This window comes from Aeromonas sp. S11(2024) (genome assembly GCF_041402345.1).
Classification (GTDB): domain Bacteria; phylum Pseudomonadota; class Gammaproteobacteria; order Enterobacterales; family Aeromonadaceae; genus Aeromonas; species Aeromonas veronii.
Map to the genome: position 1 here is coordinate 103,029 of NZ_JBGLRC010000006.1, position 20,888 is coordinate 123,916.

Genomic DNA, 20,888 nt, shown 5'->3' on the forward strand with positions numbered 1-20,888 from the left:
CCATGGGTCAGCGCGGTTTTGATAGGCGCAAATCTCCCTTTACGGCATAGTGGTCGTACCAAGTACAAGGAGAGACTCATGTTCCTGCTGACCCTGGGGGTTGCGCTGTTTACCCTGATCCATCTCTACCCCTGTTTTGCGGTGGCCCATCGGGCACGACTGCGCGAGCGGCTGGGTGAGAATCGCTACAAGGGGCTCTTCTCCCTGCTGGTGTTTGTCGCCATCGCCTGCATCATCGCCGGTTGGCGCTCGGCCAGCTCGCTGCCGCTCTATTTCCTGCCGGAGTGGGGGCCGATGACCATGACGGTGATGATGCCCTTTGCGCTGATCCTCTTCTTCTCCGGCCAGGGGCCCAACCATCTGCGGCGTTGGCTGGTGCATCCCCAACTGCTCGGTACCCTGCTCTGGGCGGTGGCCCATCTGCTGGTCAACAGCGAGGCGCGCTCTCTGGTGTTGTTTGGCGGCATCGGGCTGTGGGCGCTGGTGAGCATGGTCTGGATTTCGGTGCGGGACTGGCAGCGATATCCCCGTCCGGCGGCCAACTGGACGGGCACCGGCATCAGCGTCGGGGCTGGCCTTGTTGCCACCGCGCTGCTGGTGTTCTGGGGCCACGGCTGGCTGACCGGCATTCCCCTGCATTGAGAGTGAACTGCGGCTCTGGTAACCGCGTATGATGGACAAAACAAAAGGAGTCTTGGCGATGAAATGGTTCACTCTGTTGCTGTTATTGGGGGCTAGCGCGGCCTCTGCGGCGTGCCCCGATTATTTCAATGTGGAGATGCGGGAGCTCAACAATGCCCAGCGCCACAACCTCTGTCAGCTGACCGAGGGCAAGGTGGTGCTGGTGGTCAATACCGCCTCCTACTGCGGCTACAGCGGCCAGTTCCGCGATCTGGAGAAGCTCTACCAGAGCTATAAGGATAAGGGATTGATTATTCTCGGTTTCCCCTCCAACGATTTCTGGCAGGAGGCGGGCAACGAGACCAAGACCGCCGAGGTGTGTCGCCGCGACTATGGCGTCACCTTCCCGATGTTCAATCGGGTAGCGGTGCGGGGCTCCGATGCTGTGCCACTGTTCAAGGGGCTGGCGGCGGCCGCTGATGGGGATGAGCCGAACTGGAACTTCCACAAGTATCTGGTGGGGCGCGATGGCAAGCTGATCGCCAGCTACGGCGCCAACCAGAATCCGGCTGACGACCCCCTCAAACTGCAGATCACCCGGGCGCTGGGGCTCTGACCCTATTCCTTGGCGGGCGGCTCTGGAATAATGGGCTCCCGCCACTCAATCCGGTTATCTTGTGCTGCAACGTCTTCCTCAAATGGTGATCTTCGATGCGCTGGTGCGCGAGCAGGGGATCTCTGCCGCCGCCCGTCGTCTCGGGGTTTCCAAATCCCATATCAGCAAGCAGTTGGCGCTGCTGGAGACCACTCTTGGCGCCCAGCTGGTACAGCGCACCACCCGCCGCTTCGTCCTGACCGAGCTGGGTCAGGAGTATGCCCGCCACTGCCATGCGCTGGTGGCGGTGGCGCAGGAGGCGGACTCCATGATCGCCGAGCGGCGTGGCAAGGTGAGTGGCGTGCTCCATCTCGGGGTGGGCCAATCATTTGGTCGTCTGCACGTCATTCCTCATCTCAAGGCTTTTCAGGATCGCTATCCCGAGCTGGAGCTGGAGGTCTCGCTGTTCGACCACAGAACCAATCTGGTGGATGAGGGGCTGGATCTCTGGCTCACCACCTATGAGGACAAGCCGGAAGGGCTGGTGGGACAGCGGCTGGCCGACATCGGCTTCGTGGTTGCGGCTTCGCCGGATTACCTGCTGAGCCACGGCACGCCGCTTCATCCCAAGGATCTGGCCCAGCACAACTGCATCACTTACCAGAGTCGGGAGCGGCGCTATCACCAGTGGTCGTTTCGCCAGGGCAAGGAGCGCCAGACGGTGCAGGTAGCGGGTAACTATCGGGTGGATATGGCGGAGGCGGTGCGGGATGCGGCGCTGGCCGGTCTCGGCATCGCCTATATCGCCAACTACTTGCTGGACAAGGAGTTACAGAGCGGCAAGCTAATCCCGGTGTTGCCAGGGTGGCGACCGAACCAGCAGATGGCGGTACACGCCGTTTATGCCCGTCGCGAACATCTGGATCCCAAGATCCGTCTCTTCATCGATTTCCTCAAGGCCCGCTTTGGCCCCGAACCCTATTGGGAGCAGCGACTGGCCCCCTGGCTCGGGGGTAAATTGTCCGGTGGTGAGGAATGATTGTTTCCATTTAAGAACTCTCGATTTCTCCTGATACTAAAACCGAACCAAATCAGCCAGTTGGCGCAACCGATATCGTGCAAACGTTTTTTCTAACAGGGTTGTAACCAAGCGGACTTGCAGTGACGGGGTGAGAGGCGCAGAATCCGCGCCCATCTTTTGCCCCACCTGATGGAGTCCCTATGATTGCCCTGCTCGGCATCCTGAGTATCCTGGCGCTTGCCGTCATCTGCTCTGATAATCGTCGTCGTATCCCGTTGCGAACAGTTGGCCTTGCCCTCTGCCTGCAAATCATGTTTGCCGGTCTGGTGCTCTGGTTGCCTGCCGGTCAGCACGTGCTGAACGGGGTCAGCGAGAGCGTAAGCAGCGTGATCGGTTATGGTCAGGAGGGGATCGCCTTCCTGTTCGGCGATCTGGCCAAGTTCAAGCTGGGCTTCATCTTTGCCTTCAACGTGTTGCCGGTCATCATCTTCTTCTCCGCGGTGATCGCCATCCTCTACCACATCGGCATCATGCCTCGGGTGATCGCCCTGCTGGGTGGTGGCTTGCAGAAGCTGCTGGGCACCGGCCGTGCCGAGAGCCTCTCCGCGACCGCCAACATCTTCGTCGGCATGGTGGAAGCGCCGCTGGTGGTCAAACCCTACCTCTCCAAGATGTCCGATTCCCAGTTCTTCGCTGTGATGAGTTGTGGTCTCGCCTCCGTCGCCGGTGGCACCCTGGTGGGCTATGCCAGCCTCGGGGTTGAGCTGAAATACCTGATCGCGGCAGCCTTCATGTCGGCCCCTGCCGGTCTGGCGATGGCCAAAATCCTGGTGCCGCCGGGAGCTGAAGAGGTCGATCACCATCAGGATGTGGAGATCCCCCGCGCTACCAACGTGATCGAAGCGGCTGCCGATGGCGCCATGTCCGGCCTCAATATCGCGGTGGCGGTCGGTGCCACCCTGCTGGCCTTCGTTGGCGTGATCGCCATGCTCAATGGTCTGCTCGGCTGGGCTGGCGGTCTGGTGGGGCTGGATCTGAGCTTCCAGATCATTCTGGGCTGGCTGTTTGCCCCCGTCTCCTGGCTGATCGGTGTGCCCTGGGATCAGGCACAAGCCGCTGGCGCTCTGATCGGCACCAAGATCGTGGTCAACGAGTTCGTCGCCTTTATCGGTCTGGTGCAGGATCAGACTCTGAGCGAGTCGAGCAAGGCCATCGTGACCTTCGCCCTGTGCGGCTTTGCCAACATCTCCTCCATGGCGATCCTGATCGGCGGTCTGGGCTCCATGGTGCCGGAGCGCAAATCCTTCATCGCCCGTTACGGCATGCGTGCCATTCTCTCCGGCGTGCTGGCGAACCTGATGAGTGCCTGTCTTGCCGGTCTGTTCCTCGCCCTGTAACCGCTGCGGTACGGGATAGATGCAACAAGGGCGCCCTGATGGCGCCCTTGTCATATGGATAAAATGAAGCCCCGACCTTGGTCGGGGCTTCTTGTTGCTACTCAGTCGACGTAGAAGGTCTGCTGGAAGCTGAGGTTCTGTTGCTGCCCGCCGCCCATGATCTTCAGGGTGAACTGATAGGTATCTTCGTTGCGGTAGGGGAGGGTCGCCAGATAGTAGATGGCATCGCCCTCTTTTACCTCCTGAAAGTTCAGGGTGCGGATGGTGCCGGTCAGGTTCTTGGCCTCACCGGTGATCCCCACGGCTTGCGCCACTTTCTGCTTGTCCTGTACCGCGATATTGATGATGGCGTTGTAGCGGCTGCGCTCCAGTCCATACGCCTTGGCGACCTCTGGTGTGAGGAAGCTGGAGTTGAAGGCGTTGTAGTGCACCAGCCAGGGCCCCAGTTCCTTCATCTGTTCTGCCTTGAGCGGCAGTGTCATCAGCAGTGCCAGCAGGCCACTCATCCAGGCTGTTTTCATCTGTCATCCCTCTCATATCTACGGTTGGCGCAGGCCGATTCATTCAGCCTTGCGTGTCATTCAGCAGTGCACTCACTTCTTGCGGCAACTGTTTGGGGCTGTCGATGGCGACGGTTTTGTGTCGCCCCAGCTCGCCCCGCACTATGGTGATCTGTCCCTTGGCCACCTTGAACTGCTTGGCCAGAAACTTGATCAGATGGCTGTTGGCCTGGCCATCGACCGGCGGCGCCGTGATGGCCACTTTCAGCTCTTCGCCATGCAATCCGATGATCTGATCCCGACTCGCCTTGGGCTGGATCACCAGATGCAGTACCAGTTCATCCCCTTGTTGCAGGACGGCTGGCATCAAATCATCCACCACAGTTGGCCGAACAGGTCACCCAGCAGGTAGTTGATGGCTTGCAGGCCGATAAAGGCGACCAGCACCGAGAGATCCAGCCCACCCAGTGCCGGCAGTACGCGGCGGATAGGGGCGAGGAACGGCTCGGTCAGCTGATGCATCACGTATTCGATGGGGTTGCGGCCTTGGCTGACCCAGCTCAGGATGGCGCGGATCAGCAGTACCCAGAAGATCATCGAGCCCGCTTTTTTCAGCACGGTCAGCGCGGCAAACAGGCTGATGCTGAGCCAGTCCGCCAGCAGCACGTTCATGCTCTTGAGCAGAGCCAGCTTGGCGAAGGCGATGGCCAGCGCCAGCACCACGGAAGCGAGATCGATGCCGCCCAAGCCCGGGATCACACGGCGCAGCGGGATCACCAGCGGATTGGTCAGCTTGACCACCATCTGGCTCATCGGGTTGTAGAAGTCGGCACGGGCCCACTGCAGCCAGACGCGCAGCAGGATCACCATCAGGTAGAGATCGAAAACGGTGTTAATCAGAAAGTAAGCAGTGTTCATCTGGGCTCCTGTTAGAAGAGGGTTTCCATTTCGGTGGCGCGAGCAACGGCCGCCTGCATGGCTTGCGCAGTCAGCGGCATCAGCCCCTGCTGCTGGAATGTCTTGATGGCTTCGGCTGTGGTGCCGCCCTTGCTGGTCACCTGCTCACGCAGGGTCTGCAGCCCCAGCTCGGGGTTTTGCTCCACCATGGCGGCTGCGCCCAGCGCGGTCTGCTGCACCAGCAGGCGTGCCTGATCGGGCGAGAAGCCCATTGCCTCTGCCTCTTCGGCGATCGCCTGCATAAAGAGGAAGAAGTAGGCCGGAGCACTGCCCGCCGCGGCGATGATGCCGTTGATGCCAGACTCCTGCTCTACCCAGAGGGTCTTGCCGACCGCCTGCATCATCTGCTCGGCAAAGTCACGATCCACGGCGGCAATATGCTCGGGTGCATAGAGACCGGTCATGCCCAGACCCAGCAGGGCCGGGGTATTGGGCATGGTGCGGATGATGCGGTCGTGGCCACCGGCCATCTCGCCAAGGCGCGCCACCTTGATACCGGCCGCGATGGAGATGAGCAGCTTGCCCTCAAGGGATCCCAGCTCGGCAACCAGCGCTGCCAGCATGCCGGCCATCAGCTGCGGCTTGACCGCCAGCACGATCACTTCGGCGTCGCGGGCCGCCTCGGCATTACTCTGGGTGATGCGAATGCCATGTTCGCTCGCCAGCGCCTCCAGCTTGGGCAGACTGGGGTTGGCAGCAGTGATCTGCCCGGCGGGATAACCTGCCTTGACCAGTCCGGCGATGATACTGCGGCTCATGTTGCCCGCGCCGATAAAGGCCAGCGTTCTATGCTGCATCAGATGCTCCTGTTGCACATGGGGTCGCGGCGGGGTGGGTGCTGCCTGCACCACCTGACGCCAGAATTCGGTGTTCCATCAAACGCTCCTGTTGATGAAGTCGCGGCAAGAGGCGGACGTATGGGTTATCCGCTGGCCTTGCCTATGAGTAGTCACGGGCGCCGAAGATGGCGGTGCCGACCCGCACCATGGTGCTGCCGTGGGCTATCGCCAGTTCAAGATCCTCGGTCATCCCCATCGAGAGGGTATCGACGCTCGGGTATTGTCGCGTAAGCTCGGTGAACAGAGTCTGCATACGGGTCATTTGGGCGGCCAGTACGCGCTCGTCACTGGTGTGCTCGGGAATGGCCATCAGCCCCCGCAGCACCAGTCGCTCACTTTGAGAGACCAGCTCGGCAAGGCGGAAAATCTCTTGTTCCGACGTTCCGGATTTGCTGCTCTCTCCGCTAATATTGATTTGCAGACAAACATTTAGCGGTGCCATTGTAGTTGGGCGCTGGTTGTTGAGGCGGTCGATCAGCTTGTCCCGATCCACGCTCTGCACCCAGTCAAACCGTTCGGCGATCAGTTTGGATTTGTTCGATTGCAAAGGGCCGATAAAGTGCCACTCTATGTCGCTATATTCCGGCTGCTGGCGCAAGGTATCGATCTTGGCCGCTGCTTCCTGAGCGTATGATTCGCCAAAGCAGCGCTGACCTGCAGCATGGGCAGCCATGATGGCCTCGACCGGCTTGGTCTTGCTCACGGCCAGCAGGCGGATCTGCTGCAGGTTGCGGCTAGCCCGTTCGGCGGCCTGGGCAATACGTTCCTTTACCTGAAACAGGTGCTGGGCAATCTGGTTCATATTTCGTTAGTGATCTTGTGATGGGAGAATGACAAGTCTATGGATATCACAGAGTTATTGGCTTTCAGTGTAAAGCATAAAGCCTCGGATCTACACCTCTCGGCCGGGGTTCCCCCGATGATCAGGGTTGATGGTGAGGTTCGCAAGATCAATTTGCCCGCCCTGGAACACAGGGAAGTGCATGCCCTCATTTACGACATCATGAACGACCATCAGCGCAAGGAGCTGGAGGAGAACTTCGAGGTCGACTTCTCGTTCGAGGTACCCAATCTGGCCCGTTTCCGGGTTAACGCCTTCCAGCAGGCGCGCGGTTCGGGCGCGGTATTTCGTACCATCCCCAGCACGGTGCTGAGCCTCGAGGATCTCGATGCGCCGGAGATCTTCCGCAAGATTGCCGAGTTCCCGCGGGGTCTGGTGTTGGTAACCGGCCCGACCGGTTCCGGTAAGTCGACCACCCTGGCGGCCATGGTCAACTACATCAACGAGAACTTCCATCACCACATCCTCACCATCGAGGACCCCATCGAATTCGTCCACGAGAACAAGCGCTGTCTGGTGAACCAGCGGGAAGTTCACCGGGATACCAAGAGCTTCAGCAACGCTTTGCGCTCGGCCCTGCGGGAAGACCCGGACATCATTCTGGTGGGTGAGATGCGCGACCTTGAGACCATTCGTCTGGCCATGACTGCCGCCGAAACCGGCCATCTGGTGTTTGGCACCCTGCACACCTCGTCGGCGGCCAAGACCATCGACCGTATCATCGACGTCTTCCCAGGCGCGGAGAAGGACATGGTGCGCTCCATGCTCTCCGAATCCCTGCGGGCGGTCATCTCCCAGACCCTGCTCAAGCGCATTGGTGGCGGTCGGGTGGCGGCTCACGAGATCATGATGGGCATTCCGGCGGTGCGTAACCTCATTCGGGAGGACAAGATCGCCCAGCTCTACTCGGTGATCCAGACCGGGATGACCCACGGTATGCAGACCATGGATCAGAGTCTCAAGCAGTTGGTGAGTCGTGGTGTGGTGGCATCCCTCGATGCCAAGGCCAAGGCCGTCGATCCCAACAGCATTTAAGAGACTCGCACCCAGGGAGGGATAGATGATGAATCTGGATGATCTGCTGAGCGAGCTGGTCGAGCGAAAGGGATCGGATCTGTTTGTGACGGTGGGCTCGCCGCCCACCCTCAAGGTGAATGGCCATCTGGTGTCGCTGGGGGGCGAAGCGCTCGACAAGAAGGGGGCGCTGACGCTGGTCAGGGATACCCTCAGCAGCGATCACTTCGAGCGCTATATCCGCACCAAGGAGGCCAACTACGCTATCTATCGCGAGGTGCTTGGTCGTTTTCGGGTCAGCGCCTTCTGGCAGCAGGAGCTGCCCGGCATGGTGGTGCGGCGTATCGAGACCCGCATTCCCACCTTTGAAGATCTGCAGCTACCCAAGATCCTGCAAGAGGTGGCGATGGCCAAGCGGGGGCTGGTGCTGTTTGTCGGCGCCACCGGGGCGGGTAAATCGACCACCCAGGCGGCGATGATCGGCTATCGCAACCAGCATGCCGATGGTCACATTCTGACGGTGGAAGATCCGGTGGAGTTCGTCCATCAGCATGGTCGCAGTCTGGTGACCCAGCGAGAGGTGGGGATCGACACCGAGTCGTTCGATGTGGCGCTGAAAAGTTCGCTGCGTCAGGCGCCAGACGTGATCCTGATCGGTGAGATCCGCAGTCAGGAGACCATGGAGTTTGCCCTGCAGTTCGCCGAGACGGGACACCTTTGTCTCGCCACTTTGCATGCCAACAATGCCAACCAGGCGCTGGATCGCATCCTGCATCTGGTGCCGCAAGACAAACACCGCCAGTTTCTGTTCGATCTCTCTTTCAACCTCAAGGCCATCGTCGCCCAGCAGCTGGTGCCGAGTATGGATGGCAAGCGGCGCTGCGCCGCGTTCGAGATCCTGCTCAATACCCCGCTCATCACCGACATTATCCGCAAGGGAGAGATGCATCGCCTCAAGGAGGTGATGACCAAATCCACCGAGCTGGGTATGCAGACCTTCGATCAAGCGCTCTTCAGCCTGTTCTGCGCCGGCCAGATTGGCTACAGTGAGGCACTCGCCCACGCCGACTCGGCCAACGACCTGCGGCTGCTGATCAAGCTCTCCGGTCGTGAGCGGCTCGGCACCGGCACGCTGGACAATGTGACGCTGGATGAATGAATCATGGGGCCGCTCTGCCGTTCGGCCCCTCGCCATAAAGGAACGTTATGCTGATTGTGGTTTCCCCGGCCAAGACGCTGGATTACGAGTCACCGCTGGTGACACCCCGTTTCACCCAACCCGAGCTGCTGGATCACTCCGCCGAACTGATTAGCCGGGCCCGCCAACTGAGCCCTGACCAGATCGCCACTCTGATGAAGATCAGCGACAAGCTGGCCGGTCTCAATGCAGCCCGTTTTGCCGAGTGGCAGCCAGATTTCACCCCCGCCAACGCCCGTCAGGCGCTGCTGGCTTTCAAGGGGGATGTCTACACCGGTTTGGCGGTAGAGGATTTTAGCGAGGCCGATTTTGACTTCGCTCAGGCACACCTGCGGATGCTCTCAGGTCTCTATGGCGTGTTGCGTCCCCTTGACCTGATGATGCCCTACCGGCTGGAGATGGGGACCAGGCTCGACAATAGTCGCGGCAAGGATCTCTACCAGTTCTGGGGGGAGGTGATCACTCACCATCTCAACGACGCGCTGGCAGCGCAGGGGTATGAAGTGTTGATCAATCTGGCCTCCGACGAGTATTTCAAGTCGGTACGCCCCAAGAGCCTGAAAGGGCGGATTGTCACACCGGTGTTCAAGGATGAGAAGAACGGCCAGTTCAAGATCATCAGCTTCTACGCCAAGAAGGCGCGCGGCATGATGGCTCGCCACATCATCAAGCACCGTCTGACCGAGGTGGAGCAGCTGACCGGTTTCAACGCCGAGGGCTACTACTTCGTACCGGAAGAGTCGGACGCCAATACCCTGATGTTTAAACGCGCCGAAAATTAATTACAAAAAGAGGGAACCAATCTTTCGACCCACGGGTCTGAATATGTGAATCCTCTGTTGTAAGCACTTTTTATTCGCCGACGTTTGATACGTCGGCTTTTTTATTGCCGTTTTTAGTGTCCATCGATTGCCTTCGCCGGGACTATGTGGTTCAGATAGACTCAAGACAGGGAGCGAGTCGTCGTGAGGTGAATATGGAACAGAAAAATGCCATTCGGCAGGTTGCCGTCCCTTGGGCTCCGTCCCGCCAGCTCCCACCCGGTCTGGTTGTGGCCGAGCTGCATCAGGATCTCTGGAGCGACTCCCTGACCATCATGCTGGGTCGGGCACGCAGCATCGATCTGCCCCCGCAAATCCTCTGCCGGGTCTATTTTCGCCATATCTATGCCCTGCGGGTCATCGAGGATTGCGATCTGGCCGAGGGGAAGGATAGTCACGCCATCGAAGAGCAGATCCAGCTCATCACCCCATCCCGTTTTGCCAGCTGGTTCCATCAGGAGTCGGACGGTCTGCATCTGGATGAAGATCTGCAGCACTATCGCATCTCGACCTGGGATTATTGCGCCGATGTGCTGACCTCCTCGGCGCCGGAACTGCAGTTCCTGCCCCAGAGCGAGTAGCCAGCTGTTACATCAGAGGCGAAGGATGATCCTTCGCCTCTTGGTTTTTGGGCGGGCACAGATTTTGTGGCGTTCAGGCCATTCAGCCCGGGTGGTGGCCTGTTGTGTCGGCACAAAAAAAGCGCCTCAGAGGAGGCGCGGGGAAAAAGACAGATTGGAAGCGTCACATGGGTGCTACTTGAATCAGCGAATGAGCCGTGCCATTCAAGTATGGAGCCATCATGCCAAGCTCAATCTGAAGTAGTTCTGAGGCGATTCTTCATTTTCTGTTCATCTTGTCAGCAAAGCGTGGTCACTGACTGAAAGCCTTTTCATTCTGGTCACCATATTGTCTCGCCCTCTCCAAGGCGCTCATCGTCTCATGGGGCCAGCTCGAATGTTGTGCCTGTCTGTTCCAGTGCCAGCAACCAGCGCTTGATGGGAATGCCGCCAGCATAGCCGGTCAGCTCGCCGCTGCGTCCGATCACCCGATGGCAGGGTACTATGATGCTCAGCGGATTGCGGCCATTGGCAGCGCCTACTGCTCGCACTGCCTTGGGATTGCCGATAGCCTGGGCAATCTCGAGATAGCTCACGGTCTCGCCATAGGGGATATCACACAAAGCGTTCCACACCGTTTGCTGGAACGGGGTGCCCTTCGCTGCCATGGGCAGATCGAACTGCTGCAATTTTCCGGCAAAATAGGCGGTGAACTGCTCGACGAAAGGAGCAAGAGTCAGGTCATCACGCAGCCACTCATCGGTCGGAGTTACCGGCTGCTCCCCCTGTACGAACTCCACATAGCGCAGGCCATCCTGATCGATGGCGACCAGCAGGGGGCCGCGTGCGCTGTCGCAAAAACTGTATCTCATCGGCTGACATCCTTTGGGGGCTGGGGGGGCTCAGTCCAGTACCGGTTTGCCGCGGGCGGATTTGATATCCCCCTTGCGCTTTTTGGCATCGACCCGTTTGCGCTGGGAGCTGCGGGTCGGCTTGGTGGCATGACGAGCCTTGGGGCGCCAGGCTGCTTTTTTCAGCAACTCCACCAGACGGCTCATCGCCTCCTTGCGGTTCATGTCCTGGCTGCGATGGCTCTCGACCCGGATCAGGATAAAGCCGTCGTGTACCCGGCTGTCGCTCAGCTTGTCGAGACCCTCCTTGTAGAGGGGCGTCAGGCTGGGAGAGTTGCGGTAATCGAAGCGCAGCCAGACGGCGGAGTCGGTCTTGTTGACGTGCTGTCCACCGTTGCCCTGTGCCCGCATGGTCTGAAATTGCAGCTCATGCCAGGGGATCGTGACGCTGTTGGAGATAACTAACATGCTGTTTTGCTCTTGTTTGGTGCATACCCGCTGACCGCTGCAGCATGGTGCCTCATTATGGGGCGTGCTGGCCGGTTATGGGGATGTGCCTGACGAATGGCGCCGGCATTAAACTCTATCTATATGAAATAAAACAATAAAAATACTTGGCATAAGAATTGAAAACCGATTCATGACACACCATGGATTGGGAGCAACCAGATGAAGCTGATTAGTGCGATTATCAAACCGTTCAAGTTGGACGATGTCCGCGAGGCTATTGCCAACCTGGGGGTGGAAGGGCTGACCGTGTCCGAGGTCAAGGGATTTGGCCGCCAGAAGGGACACACCGAATTATACCGGGGAGCCGAGTATCAGGTCGACTTCCTGCCCAAGGTGAAGCTGGAGATTGCTACCGCCGATGATAACGTGGAAGGGGTGATCGAGGCGATCTGCAAGGCGGCCTATACCGGCAAGATCGGCGACGGCAAGATTTTTGTCTACGACTTGCTGCAAGCGGTGCGCATCCGCACCGGCGAGAGTGACGACGAGGCGCTGTGATGAACCGCATCCGTGACGTACAGATCTGTTGACCTCCCGATCTCGGGGAATCCCGATGGAGTGAGCGCTTATTGAAGCCTGATCAACATAACGTTTTGCTCAGAAGAGGCCGAATGGGATTCCATCCGGCCCTTTTCATTTATGGGCGATTAAATATGTGATGTGGCGACGGCGAGCTTTCTTGATCCGCTTATAAGATGTATGCAGAATGCAAACGGCAATCGTTATCACTCTGTATAGCTAATCAAGGAATGGATGATGAAAATGAAGATGTTGGCACTGGCTTTCTCTGCGTTGGCAGCTCAGTCGGCATTGGCGGCCGGGGAAGTGAATGTCTACTCCAACCGGCAGGATGAGCTGATCAAGCCCATCATCCAGCAGTTCGAGAAGGAATCTGGCATCAAGGTGAACGTGGTGTTCGCCAAAGAGGGGTTGAACGAGCGTCTGGAGCGGGAAGGCAAGCTCTCTCCGGCCGACCTGATGCTGACCGTCGATATCAGCCGTCTGACCGATCTGGTGGACAAGGGGTTGGTGCAGCCGGTGGACAGCAAGATCCTGCAGGAGAACATCCCCGCCATCTATCGTGATCCGGAGAATCGCTGGTTCGCCCTGACCACCCGGGTTCGCGCCATCTACTCCAGCAAGGATCGCCTCGGTAAGCTCGAGACCATCAGTTACGAAGATCTGGCCAAACCGGAATTCAAAGGGAAAATCTGCACCCGTAGCGGCAAGCATGAGTACAATGTGGCGCTGGTCTCCTCCATGATTGCCCATCACGGCATGGGCGAGACCAAAACCTGGCTGGAAGGGGTCAAGGCCAACCTGGCGCGCAAGCCACAGGGCAACGACCGGGATCAGGTCAAGGCGATCAAGGATGGTATCTGTGACGTGTCGCTCGGCAACAGCTACTATCTGGGCGCCATGTTGAAAGATCCTGCGCAGAAGTCCTGGGCGGATGCGGTCTATATCAACTTCCCGAACCAGGCTGACCGCGGTGCCCACGTCAACGTGAGCGGCGTGGCCATGACCAAGTATGCCAAGAACAAGGCCGAGGCCCAGAAGCTGATGGAGTTTCTGGCTGGTGATACCGCCCAGCACATGTATGCGGATGTGAACGCCGAATATCCGGTCAAGGCCGGAGTCGAGCCTTCCGCCATGGTCAAGTCCTGGGGCAGTTTCAAGTCTGACGCACTACCGGTCAGCGATTACGCCAAGCACCGCAAGGACGCCTTGCAGTTGCTGGATGAGGTGAAGTTCGACTTGTAATCAGATGGGGCCAACGGCCCCATCAACATCTGTGGTCTCATGAAAAATTTTGGATGGATGACCGGCAGCTGGGCCATCGCCCTGCTGCTGGGTTTACCGGTTATTGCCCTGCTTTTCTCTGCCTTCTCGGCTGAGGGAGATCTCTTTCGCCACCTCGCCGATACCGTGCTGCTCGATTATTTGGGCAATACCCTGGGGCTGGTGGTCGGCGTGGTGCTGCTCAGCCTGTTGTTTGGCGTGCCCACCGCCTGGCTGGTGGCCATGTGTCAGGTGCCGGGGCGCCGTGCCCTGCAGTGGGCCTTGATGCTGCCGATGGCGATGCCCTCCTATATCGTCGCCTACGTCTATACCGACCTGCTCGACTACTCGGGCCCGTTGCAGGCGGGGTTGCGCGCCCTCTTTGACTGGAACAGTCCGGCCGATTACTGGTTTCCTGCCATTCGCTCCCTTGGTGGCGCCGCCTGGGTGCTGGCGCTGGTGCTGTTCCCCTATGTCTATCTGCTGACCCGCGCCTCTTTTCTCGAGCAGTCAGTCAGCCTGATCCACTCCAGCCGCCTGCTCGGCTGCACCCCGTGGCAGAGCTTTCGTCGCCTCAGTCTGCCGCTGGCGCGCCCCGCCATCATGGTGGCGGTATCGCTGGTGGCCATGGAGACGCTGGCCGATTTCGCCACCGTCCACTTCTTTGCCATCAACACCTTGACCACGGCGGTCTACGACACCTGGCTCGGTTACGGCAGTCTGGCCACCGCGGCCAAACTCTCCTGCCTGATGCTGCTGGCTGTGGTGCTGCTGATCGCGCTGGAGCGTCGCTCGCGCAGTCGGCAGCAGGTGTTCCAGAAGTCCATGGGCCATGAGCAGCCGCTGCGCTATCCGCTCAAGGGGATTGGCCGTTGGTTGGCCGGTCTCTGGTGCTGGGGGCTGGTGCTGGCCGGTTTCGCTCTGCCGTTCGTCATCCTGCTCGATTACGGGGTGCGCTACTTCGAATTGTCGTGGACGCCGGAGTTTGTCCGCTTTGCGGGTAACAGTCTGCTCATCTCGGCGCTGACTGCTCTGCTGGCGATGGGCATCGCCCTGCTGCTCGGCTTCTTCCGTCGTCTTGATGGCGGGATAAAGAGTCTGCTGCCCCTGCGCATCGCCGCCATGGGCTACGCCATGCCGAGTACCGTGCTGGCCATCGGGGTGCTGGTGCCGCTCACCGCCCTCGACTTTGCCATCAATGATCTGGCCGAGTGGCTCGGGCGTCAGGGTCCGGGCTTGCTGCTGACCGGCACCATCACCGCCATCGTGTTCGGTTATCTGGTGCGCTTCGTGGCTATCGCCATCGGCTCGGTGGAGAGCAGCATGGGCAAGATCTCCCCCAGTCTCGACATGGCTGCCCGCTCCCTGGGGCAGGGGGATGGCGGCATGCTGTGGCGGGTTCATCTGCCGCTGGTGCGCCGGGGTCTGTTTGCCGGTGCCATGCTGGTATTCATCGAATCCATGAAGGAGCTGCCCGCCGCTCTACTGCTGCGGCCGTTCAACTTCGATACCCTGGCGACCCACGTCTACCAGTTCGTCTCGGACGAGATGCTGGAGCGCGGTGCCCTGGGCGCTATCGTCATCGTGCTGGTGGGGCTGTTGCCGCTGATCTGGGTCAACCGCAGTCTGGACAGTCCGGGTCACTGAGTCGCCACGTCGGTCAATGAAATTGCATGCGGTGTGCTGAACCGAAAGGCAGCGCGCCGCCAGAAACGAGAGGAAGTCAGCCTTGTCCTGTTTGCAGGTTGAAAATGTCAGCTGCCGTTACAACGGCCGCAATGTGCTGGAACAGCTCTCCCTGACGGTGGCAGACAATGAGATCGTCTGCCTGCTGGGAGCCAGTGGCTGCGGCAAAACCACGTTGCTCAAGGCCATCGCCGGGCTGCTGCCGTTGGCAGAGGGCTCTATTCGCCTCGGCGATACCCTGCTCGACGGGCCGGGTGCCAGCGTGCCGCCCGAGGCGCGCAACATCGGCATGATCTTTCAGGATTACGCCCTCTTTCCCCACCTGACGGTGGCCGACAACGTCGGTTTCGGGCTGACCAAACTCGACCGCAGTGCCCGCCAGCAGCAGGTGGACGAGGCGCTGGCGCTGGTCAATCTGCAGGGGCTGGGGGATCGTTATCCGCACCAGCTCTCCGGTGGTCAGCAGCAGCGGGTGGCCATCGCCCGGGCGCTGGTGTGCAAGCCGCGGCTGATGCTGCTGGATGAGCCCTTCTCCAACATTGATACCCAGGTGCGGATGAAGTTGATCCTCGAGATCCGCGCCCTGCTCAAGCAGCAGGGGATCGGCGCCATCTTCGTCAGCCACAGCAAGGAGGAGGCGTTCGCCTTCGCCGATCGGCTGGCGCTGTTTCGCGCCGGTCACATCGAGCAGGTGGGCCAGCCGGAGCAGCTCTATCGCCGCCCGCAAAACCGCTTCGTGGCGGAGTTTCTCGGCGGGGTCAACTATCTGGCTGCCGAGGTGGTGGACAGCCACTGCGTGCAGACGGCGCTCGGGGTCATTTGTGGCAGCGAGCCTCATGGCCGTGCGGTGGGCGAGCAGTTGCAGCTGATGCTCAGACCCCAGCAGCTGCTGCTGGAGAGCGCCGCAGATGGCGAGCTCAAGGTGGTGGAGCAGCAGTTCCTCGGCCACCACTGCCGGGTGCTGTTCGAGTGTGGAGATCTGCAGCTGGAGGCGAGCATTGGCGAGCCCATTGATGGGATGCGGGCACGGATCAAAGTTGCCCCCCATGGGTTGGTGTTGTTTGACCCTTTGCCCTGAACGCGTGATATCGTCGTGAAATCAAAGAACTGGATCCACTCTGGTTTATAATCGCGCAACGCAAATAGCCCGTAACGCTAACGCCTACTCAGGGGAGAGATATATGAAAGCCCAAGCCGGGATCTGCGCAGAGCCGAATCTGCACGCCCTCTATCTGATGTTCAATCGCACTGGTGACGCCGCCGAACTGGTCGGCCGTCTGGCCAAACTGCCCGCCCTGTGGCAGGCGGTCGCCGCCGATTTCCCCGATGCCGGTTTCAGCGGTCTGGTTGCCGTTGGCGCCGATGCCTGGGATGGTCTCTACCCTGCCGCCCGTCCGCCCCAGTTCCGCAGCTTTATGGCGCAATCCGCCAACGGTCAGGAAGCCCCCAACACCCCGTTTGATCTCTTTATTCAGCTGCGCGCTGATCGGGTGGATGTGCTGCACCACGCCGGTCACCGTGTGATGGCGCTGCTGGCCGGACTGGTCGAACTGGCCGAAGAGGTGCGCGGTTTCCGCAACCTGGATTTCCGTGACCTGACCGGTTTCGTTGATGGCACCGAGAACCCGCAGGATGAACACCGTGCCGAAGTGGCGCTGCTGGCGGAAGGCGAGTTTGCCGGTGGCTCCTATATTCATGTCCAGCGCTGGGTCCACGCCATGAGCGACTGGGAGAAGCTGGCGCAGAAAGAGCAGGAAGACATTATCGGTCGCACCAAGCCCGACAACATCGAGTATGAGTCTGCCGCCAAACCGCTGACCGCCCACATCAAGCGGGTCAACCTCAAGACGCCGAAAGGGGAGTCCATGGAGATCCTGCGCCAGAGCATGCCCTGGGGCACCATGACCGAGCAGGGGCTCTACTTCATCTCCTGCTGCCGCACTCCGCAGCACTTCAACGCCATGCTGGCCAGCATGTACAAGGGGGAGGGCAGCCACTTCGACCATCTGCTGCGCTTCACCAAGGCAGTGACTGGCGCGGCTTTCTTCGCACCATCGGAAGGTTTTCTGATGGCGCAGGGCAAATAAGCCCGCCTGACGAAGCTGCAGAAAACAAAAATCCCGGCCTTGGCCGGGATTTTTCGTTCTGGCGTGACCGCGATGACGCGGTAGCGGCCATTACGGCGTCTGTTCGAACAGCTCGAGAGCGGAGAGGTAGAGCTCTTCGATATCGGTGTCGCTGGTCGGGGTGATGAAGATGGTGTCATCACCGGCGATGGTGCCGAGGATCCCCTCTGCCTTGCCGAGGGAGTCGAGCAGGCGGGCGATCAGCTGGGCTGCGCCCGGGCTGGTGTGGATCACCACCAGTGCGCCGTTGTGATCGACGTCCAGCACCAGATTCTTGAGCGGGCTGGAGGTGGTGGGCACGCCCAGTTCCACCGGCAGGCAGTAGACCATCTCCATCTTGGCATTGCGAGTGCGAACGGCGCCGAAGCGGCTCAGCATGCGCGATACCTTGGACTGGTTGATGTTCTCGAAGCCCAGCTCTTGCAGGGCGGTGACGATTTCTGCCTGGGAGCCAAAGCGCTCTTCTTTCAGCAAGGCTTTAAAGGCCTTGGCCAGTTTTTCTTGCTTGTCGTTGTGTTTCATCTTGGTCTCACGAATGAGGAGGTGTGGCGGCCTGTGCGATACAGGCGGCAGATACGAACAGCGGGGCCATTTTGCATTCATATGCCGTTTTTTGCAAGGAAGCGGCGCTTGTTCTGCATATTGATTCAAAAATGGCTTGCATCAACCTTTATTAGGGATAGAATCGGGATGAAATTTTGAAAACTTATTCAATTGGACTGTATGGGTATTGAATTAATAGGTATCGAGAAGTCTTGGCACAAGGTGCCGGTTCTGCAACAGGTCAGCTTTCGGACATCCCCCGGTGAAACCTTGGTGTTGCTGGGCCCGAGCGGTGCTGGCAAGAGTTCCCTGCTACGGATGATGAATCTGCTGGATACCCCGGATGCGGGTGTTCTGCGGATTGGTGAAAGTGAATTTTCTTTCCCGAACTCCCTCTCTGCTGCCGAATTCAACCGCCAGTCCCAACTGCTGCGTCGCAAGGTGGGCATGGTGTTCCAGCAGTACAATCTCTGGCCACATCTCACTGTGATGGAGAATCTGATTGAAGCGCCGGTCAAGGTGCTCGGTATGAGCAAGGAGGCCGCCATCGAGAAGGGGGCCTACCTGCTGGCCCAGCTGCAACTGGCCGACAAGCGCGATGCCTGGCCTGCCCGTCTCTCTGGCGGTCAGCAGCAGCGGGTGGCCATTGCCCGTACCCTGATGATGGACCCGGAAGTGCTGCTGTTTGACGAGCCGACAGCTGCCCTCGATCCCGAGATCACCAAAGAGGTGGCCGAGATCATCCGCAACCTGAGCCAGACCGGCATTACCCAGGTGGTGGTGACCCACGAGGTCGACTTTGCCCGCAAGGTAGCCAGCCAGGTGATTTATCTGGAGAAGGGGCGGATCATCGAATCCGGCACCGCTGCCATTTTCCAATCCCCGCAAACCAGCCGGTTTGCCGAATTCTTGATGCATTGATATTGAATCGATAAGGAAGCTGTCATGAAAAAGAGTCTGTTGTTGGTTGCTGCCATGGGCCTGTTGAGTACCTCCGTACTGGCCAAAGAGATCAAGTTCGCCACCGAGGCCACCTACGCGCCGTTCGAATACCTGGATGACAAGAACGAGTTTCAGGGTTTTGACATCGATCTGGCGCGCGCCATCTGCGAGCAGGCCAAGCTGGAGTGCAGCTTCCACAACCAGGCCTTTGACAGCCTGATCCCCAGCCTCAAATTCCGTCGCTACGATGCCGCCATCGCCGCCATGGACGTAACCCCTGAACGGGCCGCTCAGGTCGATTTCTCCGACATCTATTACGAGAACTCGGCAGTATTCGTCGCCAAGAAAGGGGCCTTCAAGGGGCCGGAAGAGATGGTCGACAAGACAGTCGGCGTGCAGAACGGTACCTCTCACCAGTCCTATCTGGTTGATAACTGGGTGAGCAAGGGTCTGCTGACCGTGCCGTACGCCAGCTACCAGAGCGCCTTCCTCGACATGATGAATGGCCGTACCGACGGTGTCTTTGCCGATACCGCCGTTGCTGCCGACTGGCTGAAGCAGCACAAGGAGTATGCGGTGGTGGGGGCGCCGGTGACGGATGCCAAGTACTTCGGTACCGGCTTTGGCATCGCGGTCGCCAAGGGCAATCAGGAGCTGCTGACCCAGCTGAACAAGGGGCTGGCCGAGATCAAGGCCAACGGCACCTATCAGAAAATCTTCGACAAATACTTCGCGCAGTAAGCCATGTTGAGCCTGTTGTTGGATGCAGCCTGGATGACCCTCGGGCTGGCCTTGGCATCACTGGTCGGGGGCATGGTATTGGCGCTGGCGTTCAGTGCCGCCGAGCTCAGCAAGCAGCGTGCATTGGTGTGGCCGGTGGCCACCCTGACCACGCTGATCCGTGGTCTGCCCGAGTTGCTGGTGGTGCTGTTCATCTACTTCGGCTCGACCCAGGTGCTGTTCCTCATCACTGGCGAGTATGTGGAGTTCAGCCCGTTTGCCTGTGGCGTGCTGGCGCTCTCCCTGCTGTTCGCCAGCTATGCGACCCAGACCCTGCGGGCGGCGCTCAATGCGGTGCCTTCAGGTCAACGGCTGGCGGCGCTGGCGTTGGGTTTGAGCAAGAGGCACATCTTTTTTCGCATCGTGTTGCCGCAGGCGTGGCGCCATGCCTTGCCGGGCCTCGGCAACCAGTGGCTGGTATTGCTGAAAGATACCGCGCTGGTGTCGCTTATCGGGGTCAACGAGATGATGCGTCAGGCCCAGATGGCCTCGGCCAGTACCTATGAGCCTTTCACCTGGTATGCCGCTGCCGCCCTCATCTATCTGGCCATCAGTCTGGTGAGTGAATATGGCCTCGGGCTGGCTGCCCGCTACACCCGCCGCTACGGAGGCTAACTGATGCAAGAGTATCTCGTTACGTTGCTGGGCGGTCTGGTCACCACGCTGGAACTGACCCTGTTCAGCCTGCTGCTGGGGATTGTGCTGGCGGCCCTGATGACTTGGGTGCTGGAGTTGCGCCTGCCGGTAGCGACCCAGCTGGTGCAGCTGTGGGTGCTGCTCTTTACCGGTACGCCGCTGCTCATTCAGATCTTCCTGATTTACTACGGGCCGGGCCAGTTTGAGTGGCTGAAAGCCAGCCCGCTCTGGCCGCTGCTCAAGCAGCCCTGGTTCTGCGCCGTGCTGGCGCTGGGTCTCAACACAGCGGCTTATTCCACCCGGTTGTTCAAGGGGGCGCTTGATGCCATCCCGGCCGGTGAAGTAGAGGCGTGTCGTGCGCTTGGCTTTAACGGCCGCCAGACCTTGTGGATGAAGGTGCGTCATGCTGCCCGTCATCTGGTGCCTGCCTACTCCAACGAGGTGATCCTGGTGCTCAAGGGGAGCTCCCTCGCCAGTACCATCACCATCATGGACATCATGGGGCTGGCGCAGGGGTTGAACGCCCAGACCTACGATACCCTGGCTGTGTTCGGGGTGGCTGGTGGGCTTTATCTGGCGATGAACGGATTGTTAACAATTGGTTTTCGCTGGTGTGAAAAACGGGCGCTGGCATTCCAATCCTGAGACCCTCGGATCTACCTCTTTAT

The 20,888-nt window shown here is 59.6% G+C and carries 25 protein-coding genes; 17 read left to right on the forward strand and 8 right to left on the reverse strand.

Features of this window, described 5'->3' with window-relative positions; translation table 11 throughout:
• Nucleotides 1-78: 78 nt before the first annotated feature.
• The 4 genes from ACB040_RS07635 to ACB040_RS07650 all read left to right on the forward strand — a co-directional run bounded on the left by ACB040_RS07635 (nt 79) and on the right by ACB040_RS07650 (nt 3,634).
• Nucleotides 79-642, forward strand: a complete 564-nt coding sequence (locus ACB040_RS07635) for an NnrU family protein (RefSeq protein WP_005340331.1) — start codon at nt 79-81, stop codon at nt 640-642.
• A 58-nt stretch (nt 643-700) separates the two neighbouring features.
• A complete protein-coding gene (locus ACB040_RS07640; protein WP_005348870.1) occupies nt 701-1,237 on the forward strand; it encodes a glutathione peroxidase in 537 nt (178 codons plus the stop codon).
• An 82-nt stretch (nt 1,238-1,319) separates the two neighbouring features.
• On the forward strand, nt 1,320-2,255 hold the full coding sequence (locus ACB040_RS07645; RefSeq protein WP_005340335.1) for a LysR family transcriptional regulator: 936 nt from the start codon (nt 1,320-1,322) through the stop codon (nt 2,253-2,255).
• Nucleotides 2,256-2,437: 182 nt separating this feature from the next.
• Nucleotides 2,438-3,634, forward strand: coding sequence for a NupC/NupG family nucleoside CNT transporter (locus ACB040_RS07650; RefSeq protein ID WP_005348874.1), 1,197 nt, complete (start codon nt 2,438-2,440; stop codon nt 3,632-3,634).
• Nucleotides 3,635-3,735: 101 nt separating this feature from the next.
• On the opposite strand, the gene ACB040_RS07655 is transcribed toward ACB040_RS07650, so the two are convergent.
• From ACB040_RS07655 to ACB040_RS07675, 5 genes are all read right to left on the reverse strand, one after another.
• The gene (locus tag ACB040_RS07655; protein WP_005340339.1) at nt 3,736-4,155 is read right to left on the reverse strand and encodes a DUF4426 domain-containing protein; all 420 of its coding nucleotides are present in this window, start codon (nt 4,153-4,155) and stop codon (nt 3,736-3,738) included.
• Between the two features lie 43 nt (nt 4,156-4,198).
• On the reverse strand, nt 4,199-4,501 hold the full coding sequence (yggU, locus tag ACB040_RS07660) for a DUF167 family protein YggU (protein ID WP_005340341.1): 303 nt from the start codon (nt 4,499-4,501) through the stop codon (nt 4,199-4,201).
• The gene (locus ACB040_RS07665; protein ID WP_047436998.1) at nt 4,501-5,052 is read right to left on the reverse strand and encodes a YggT family protein; all 552 of its coding nucleotides are present in this window, start codon (nt 5,050-5,052) and stop codon (nt 4,501-4,503) included. The genes yggU and ACB040_RS07665 overlap by 1 nt, the downstream gene beginning before the upstream one ends.
• A gap of 11 nt (nt 5,053-5,063) precedes the next feature.
• On the reverse strand, nt 5,064-5,888 hold the full coding sequence (gene proC, locus ACB040_RS07670; RefSeq protein WP_371154046.1) for a pyrroline-5-carboxylate reductase: 825 nt from the start codon (nt 5,886-5,888) through the stop codon (nt 5,064-5,066).
• Nucleotides 5,889-6,030: 142 nt separating this feature from the next.
• A complete protein-coding gene (locus tag ACB040_RS07675) occupies nt 6,031-6,732 on the reverse strand; it encodes a YggS family pyridoxal phosphate-dependent enzyme (RefSeq protein ID WP_368177498.1) in 702 nt (233 codons plus the stop codon).
• Nucleotides 6,733-6,771: 39 nt separating this feature from the next.
• On the opposite strand from ACB040_RS07675, the gene tapT reads away from it, so the two are divergent.
• The 4 genes from tapT to ACB040_RS07695 all read left to right on the forward strand — a co-directional run bounded on the left by tapT (nt 6,772) and on the right by ACB040_RS07695 (nt 10,385).
• Nucleotides 6,772-7,806, forward strand: coding sequence for a type IVa pilus ATPase TapT (tapT, locus tag ACB040_RS07680; protein WP_005340354.1), 1,035 nt, complete (start codon nt 6,772-6,774; stop codon nt 7,804-7,806).
• Between the two features lie 28 nt (nt 7,807-7,834).
• Nucleotides 7,835-8,944, forward strand: a complete 1,110-nt coding sequence (tapU, locus tag ACB040_RS07685; RefSeq protein ID WP_005357951.1) for a type IVa pilus ATPase TapU — start codon at nt 7,835-7,837, stop codon at nt 8,942-8,944.
• Between the two features lie 47 nt (nt 8,945-8,991).
• The gene (yaaA, locus tag ACB040_RS07690) at nt 8,992-9,765 is read left to right on the forward strand and encodes a peroxide stress protein YaaA (protein WP_371154048.1); all 774 of its coding nucleotides are present in this window, start codon (nt 8,992-8,994) and stop codon (nt 9,763-9,765) included.
• A 194-nt stretch (nt 9,766-9,959) separates the two neighbouring features.
• Complete coding sequence (locus ACB040_RS07695; protein ID WP_005340360.1) at nt 9,960-10,385, forward strand: hypothetical protein; 426 nt, start codon at nt 9,960-9,962, stop codon at nt 10,383-10,385.
• 359 nt (nt 10,386-10,744) lie between these two features.
• Here ACB040_RS07695 and ACB040_RS07700 read toward each other — a convergent pair whose 3' ends face one another.
• Nucleotides 10,745-11,236 (reverse strand): methylated-DNA--[protein]-cysteine S-methyltransferase, encoded by a 492-nt coding sequence (locus tag ACB040_RS07700; protein ID WP_101530185.1) that lies wholly within the window; start codon nt 11,234-11,236, stop codon nt 10,745-10,747.
• A 30-nt stretch (nt 11,237-11,266) separates the two neighbouring features.
• Entirely contained in the window at nt 11,267-11,683 is a 417-nt protein-coding gene (arfB, locus tag ACB040_RS07705) for an alternative ribosome rescue aminoacyl-tRNA hydrolase ArfB (protein ID WP_021230947.1), read from the reverse strand.
• A gap of 201 nt (nt 11,684-11,884) precedes the next feature.
• Here arfB and glnK point away from each other — a divergent pair, with 201 nt between their 5' ends.
• The 5 genes from glnK to ACB040_RS07730 all read left to right on the forward strand — a co-directional run bounded on the left by glnK (nt 11,885) and on the right by ACB040_RS07730 (nt 17,280).
• Nucleotides 11,885-12,223 (forward strand): P-II family nitrogen regulator, encoded by a 339-nt coding sequence (gene glnK, locus ACB040_RS07710; protein WP_005341406.1) that lies wholly within the window; start codon nt 11,885-11,887, stop codon nt 12,221-12,223.
• Between the two features lie 258 nt (nt 12,224-12,481).
• Nucleotides 12,482-13,489, forward strand: a complete 1,008-nt coding sequence (locus ACB040_RS07715; protein WP_371154096.1) for a Fe(3+) ABC transporter substrate-binding protein — start codon at nt 12,482-12,484, stop codon at nt 13,487-13,489.
• A gap of 39 nt (nt 13,490-13,528) precedes the next feature.
• Nucleotides 13,529-15,154, forward strand: coding sequence for an ABC transporter permease (locus ACB040_RS07720; protein WP_371154052.1), 1,626 nt, complete (start codon nt 13,529-13,531; stop codon nt 15,152-15,154).
• Nucleotides 15,155-15,236: 82 nt separating this feature from the next.
• A complete protein-coding gene (locus ACB040_RS07725; protein WP_371154054.1) occupies nt 15,237-16,271 on the forward strand; it encodes an ABC transporter ATP-binding protein in 1,035 nt (344 codons plus the stop codon).
• Between the two features lie 103 nt (nt 16,272-16,374).
• Nucleotides 16,375-17,280, forward strand: a complete 906-nt coding sequence (locus ACB040_RS07730; protein WP_064338814.1) for a Dyp-type peroxidase — start codon at nt 16,375-16,377, stop codon at nt 17,278-17,280.
• A 90-nt stretch (nt 17,281-17,370) separates the two neighbouring features.
• Here ACB040_RS07730 and argR read toward each other — a convergent pair whose 3' ends face one another.
• Nucleotides 17,371-17,841 (reverse strand): transcriptional regulator ArgR, encoded by a 471-nt coding sequence (gene argR, locus ACB040_RS07735; RefSeq protein WP_005340378.1) that lies wholly within the window; start codon nt 17,839-17,841, stop codon nt 17,371-17,373.
• Nucleotides 17,842-18,042: 201 nt separating this feature from the next.
• On the opposite strand from argR, the gene ACB040_RS07740 reads away from it, so the two are divergent.
• From ACB040_RS07740 to artM, 4 genes are read left to right on the forward strand one after another with little or no spacing between them, the layout of a single operon-like run.
• Nucleotides 18,043-18,783 (forward strand): ATP-binding cassette domain-containing protein, encoded by a 741-nt coding sequence (locus ACB040_RS07740; protein ID WP_005357971.1) that lies wholly within the window; start codon nt 18,043-18,045, stop codon nt 18,781-18,783.
• 24 nt (nt 18,784-18,807) lie between these two features.
• Nucleotides 18,808-19,545: a transporter substrate-binding domain-containing protein gene (locus ACB040_RS07745; RefSeq protein WP_149153638.1), complete on the forward strand. Its 738-nt coding sequence runs from the start codon at nt 18,808-18,810 to the stop codon at nt 19,543-19,545.
• Nucleotides 19,546-19,548: 3 nt separating this feature from the next.
• Nucleotides 19,549-20,199 carry an arginine ABC transporter permease ArtQ gene (artQ, locus tag ACB040_RS07750; RefSeq protein ID WP_064338813.1) on the forward strand — a complete coding sequence of 217 codons (651 nt, stop codon included), beginning with the start codon at nt 19,549-19,551 and terminating at the stop codon, nt 20,197-20,199.
• A gap of 3 nt (nt 20,200-20,202) precedes the next feature.
• Complete coding sequence (gene artM, locus ACB040_RS07755) at nt 20,203-20,865, forward strand: arginine ABC transporter permease ArtM (RefSeq protein WP_005348902.1); 663 nt, start codon at nt 20,203-20,205, stop codon at nt 20,863-20,865.
• Nucleotides 20,866-20,888: the final 23 nt, after the last annotated feature.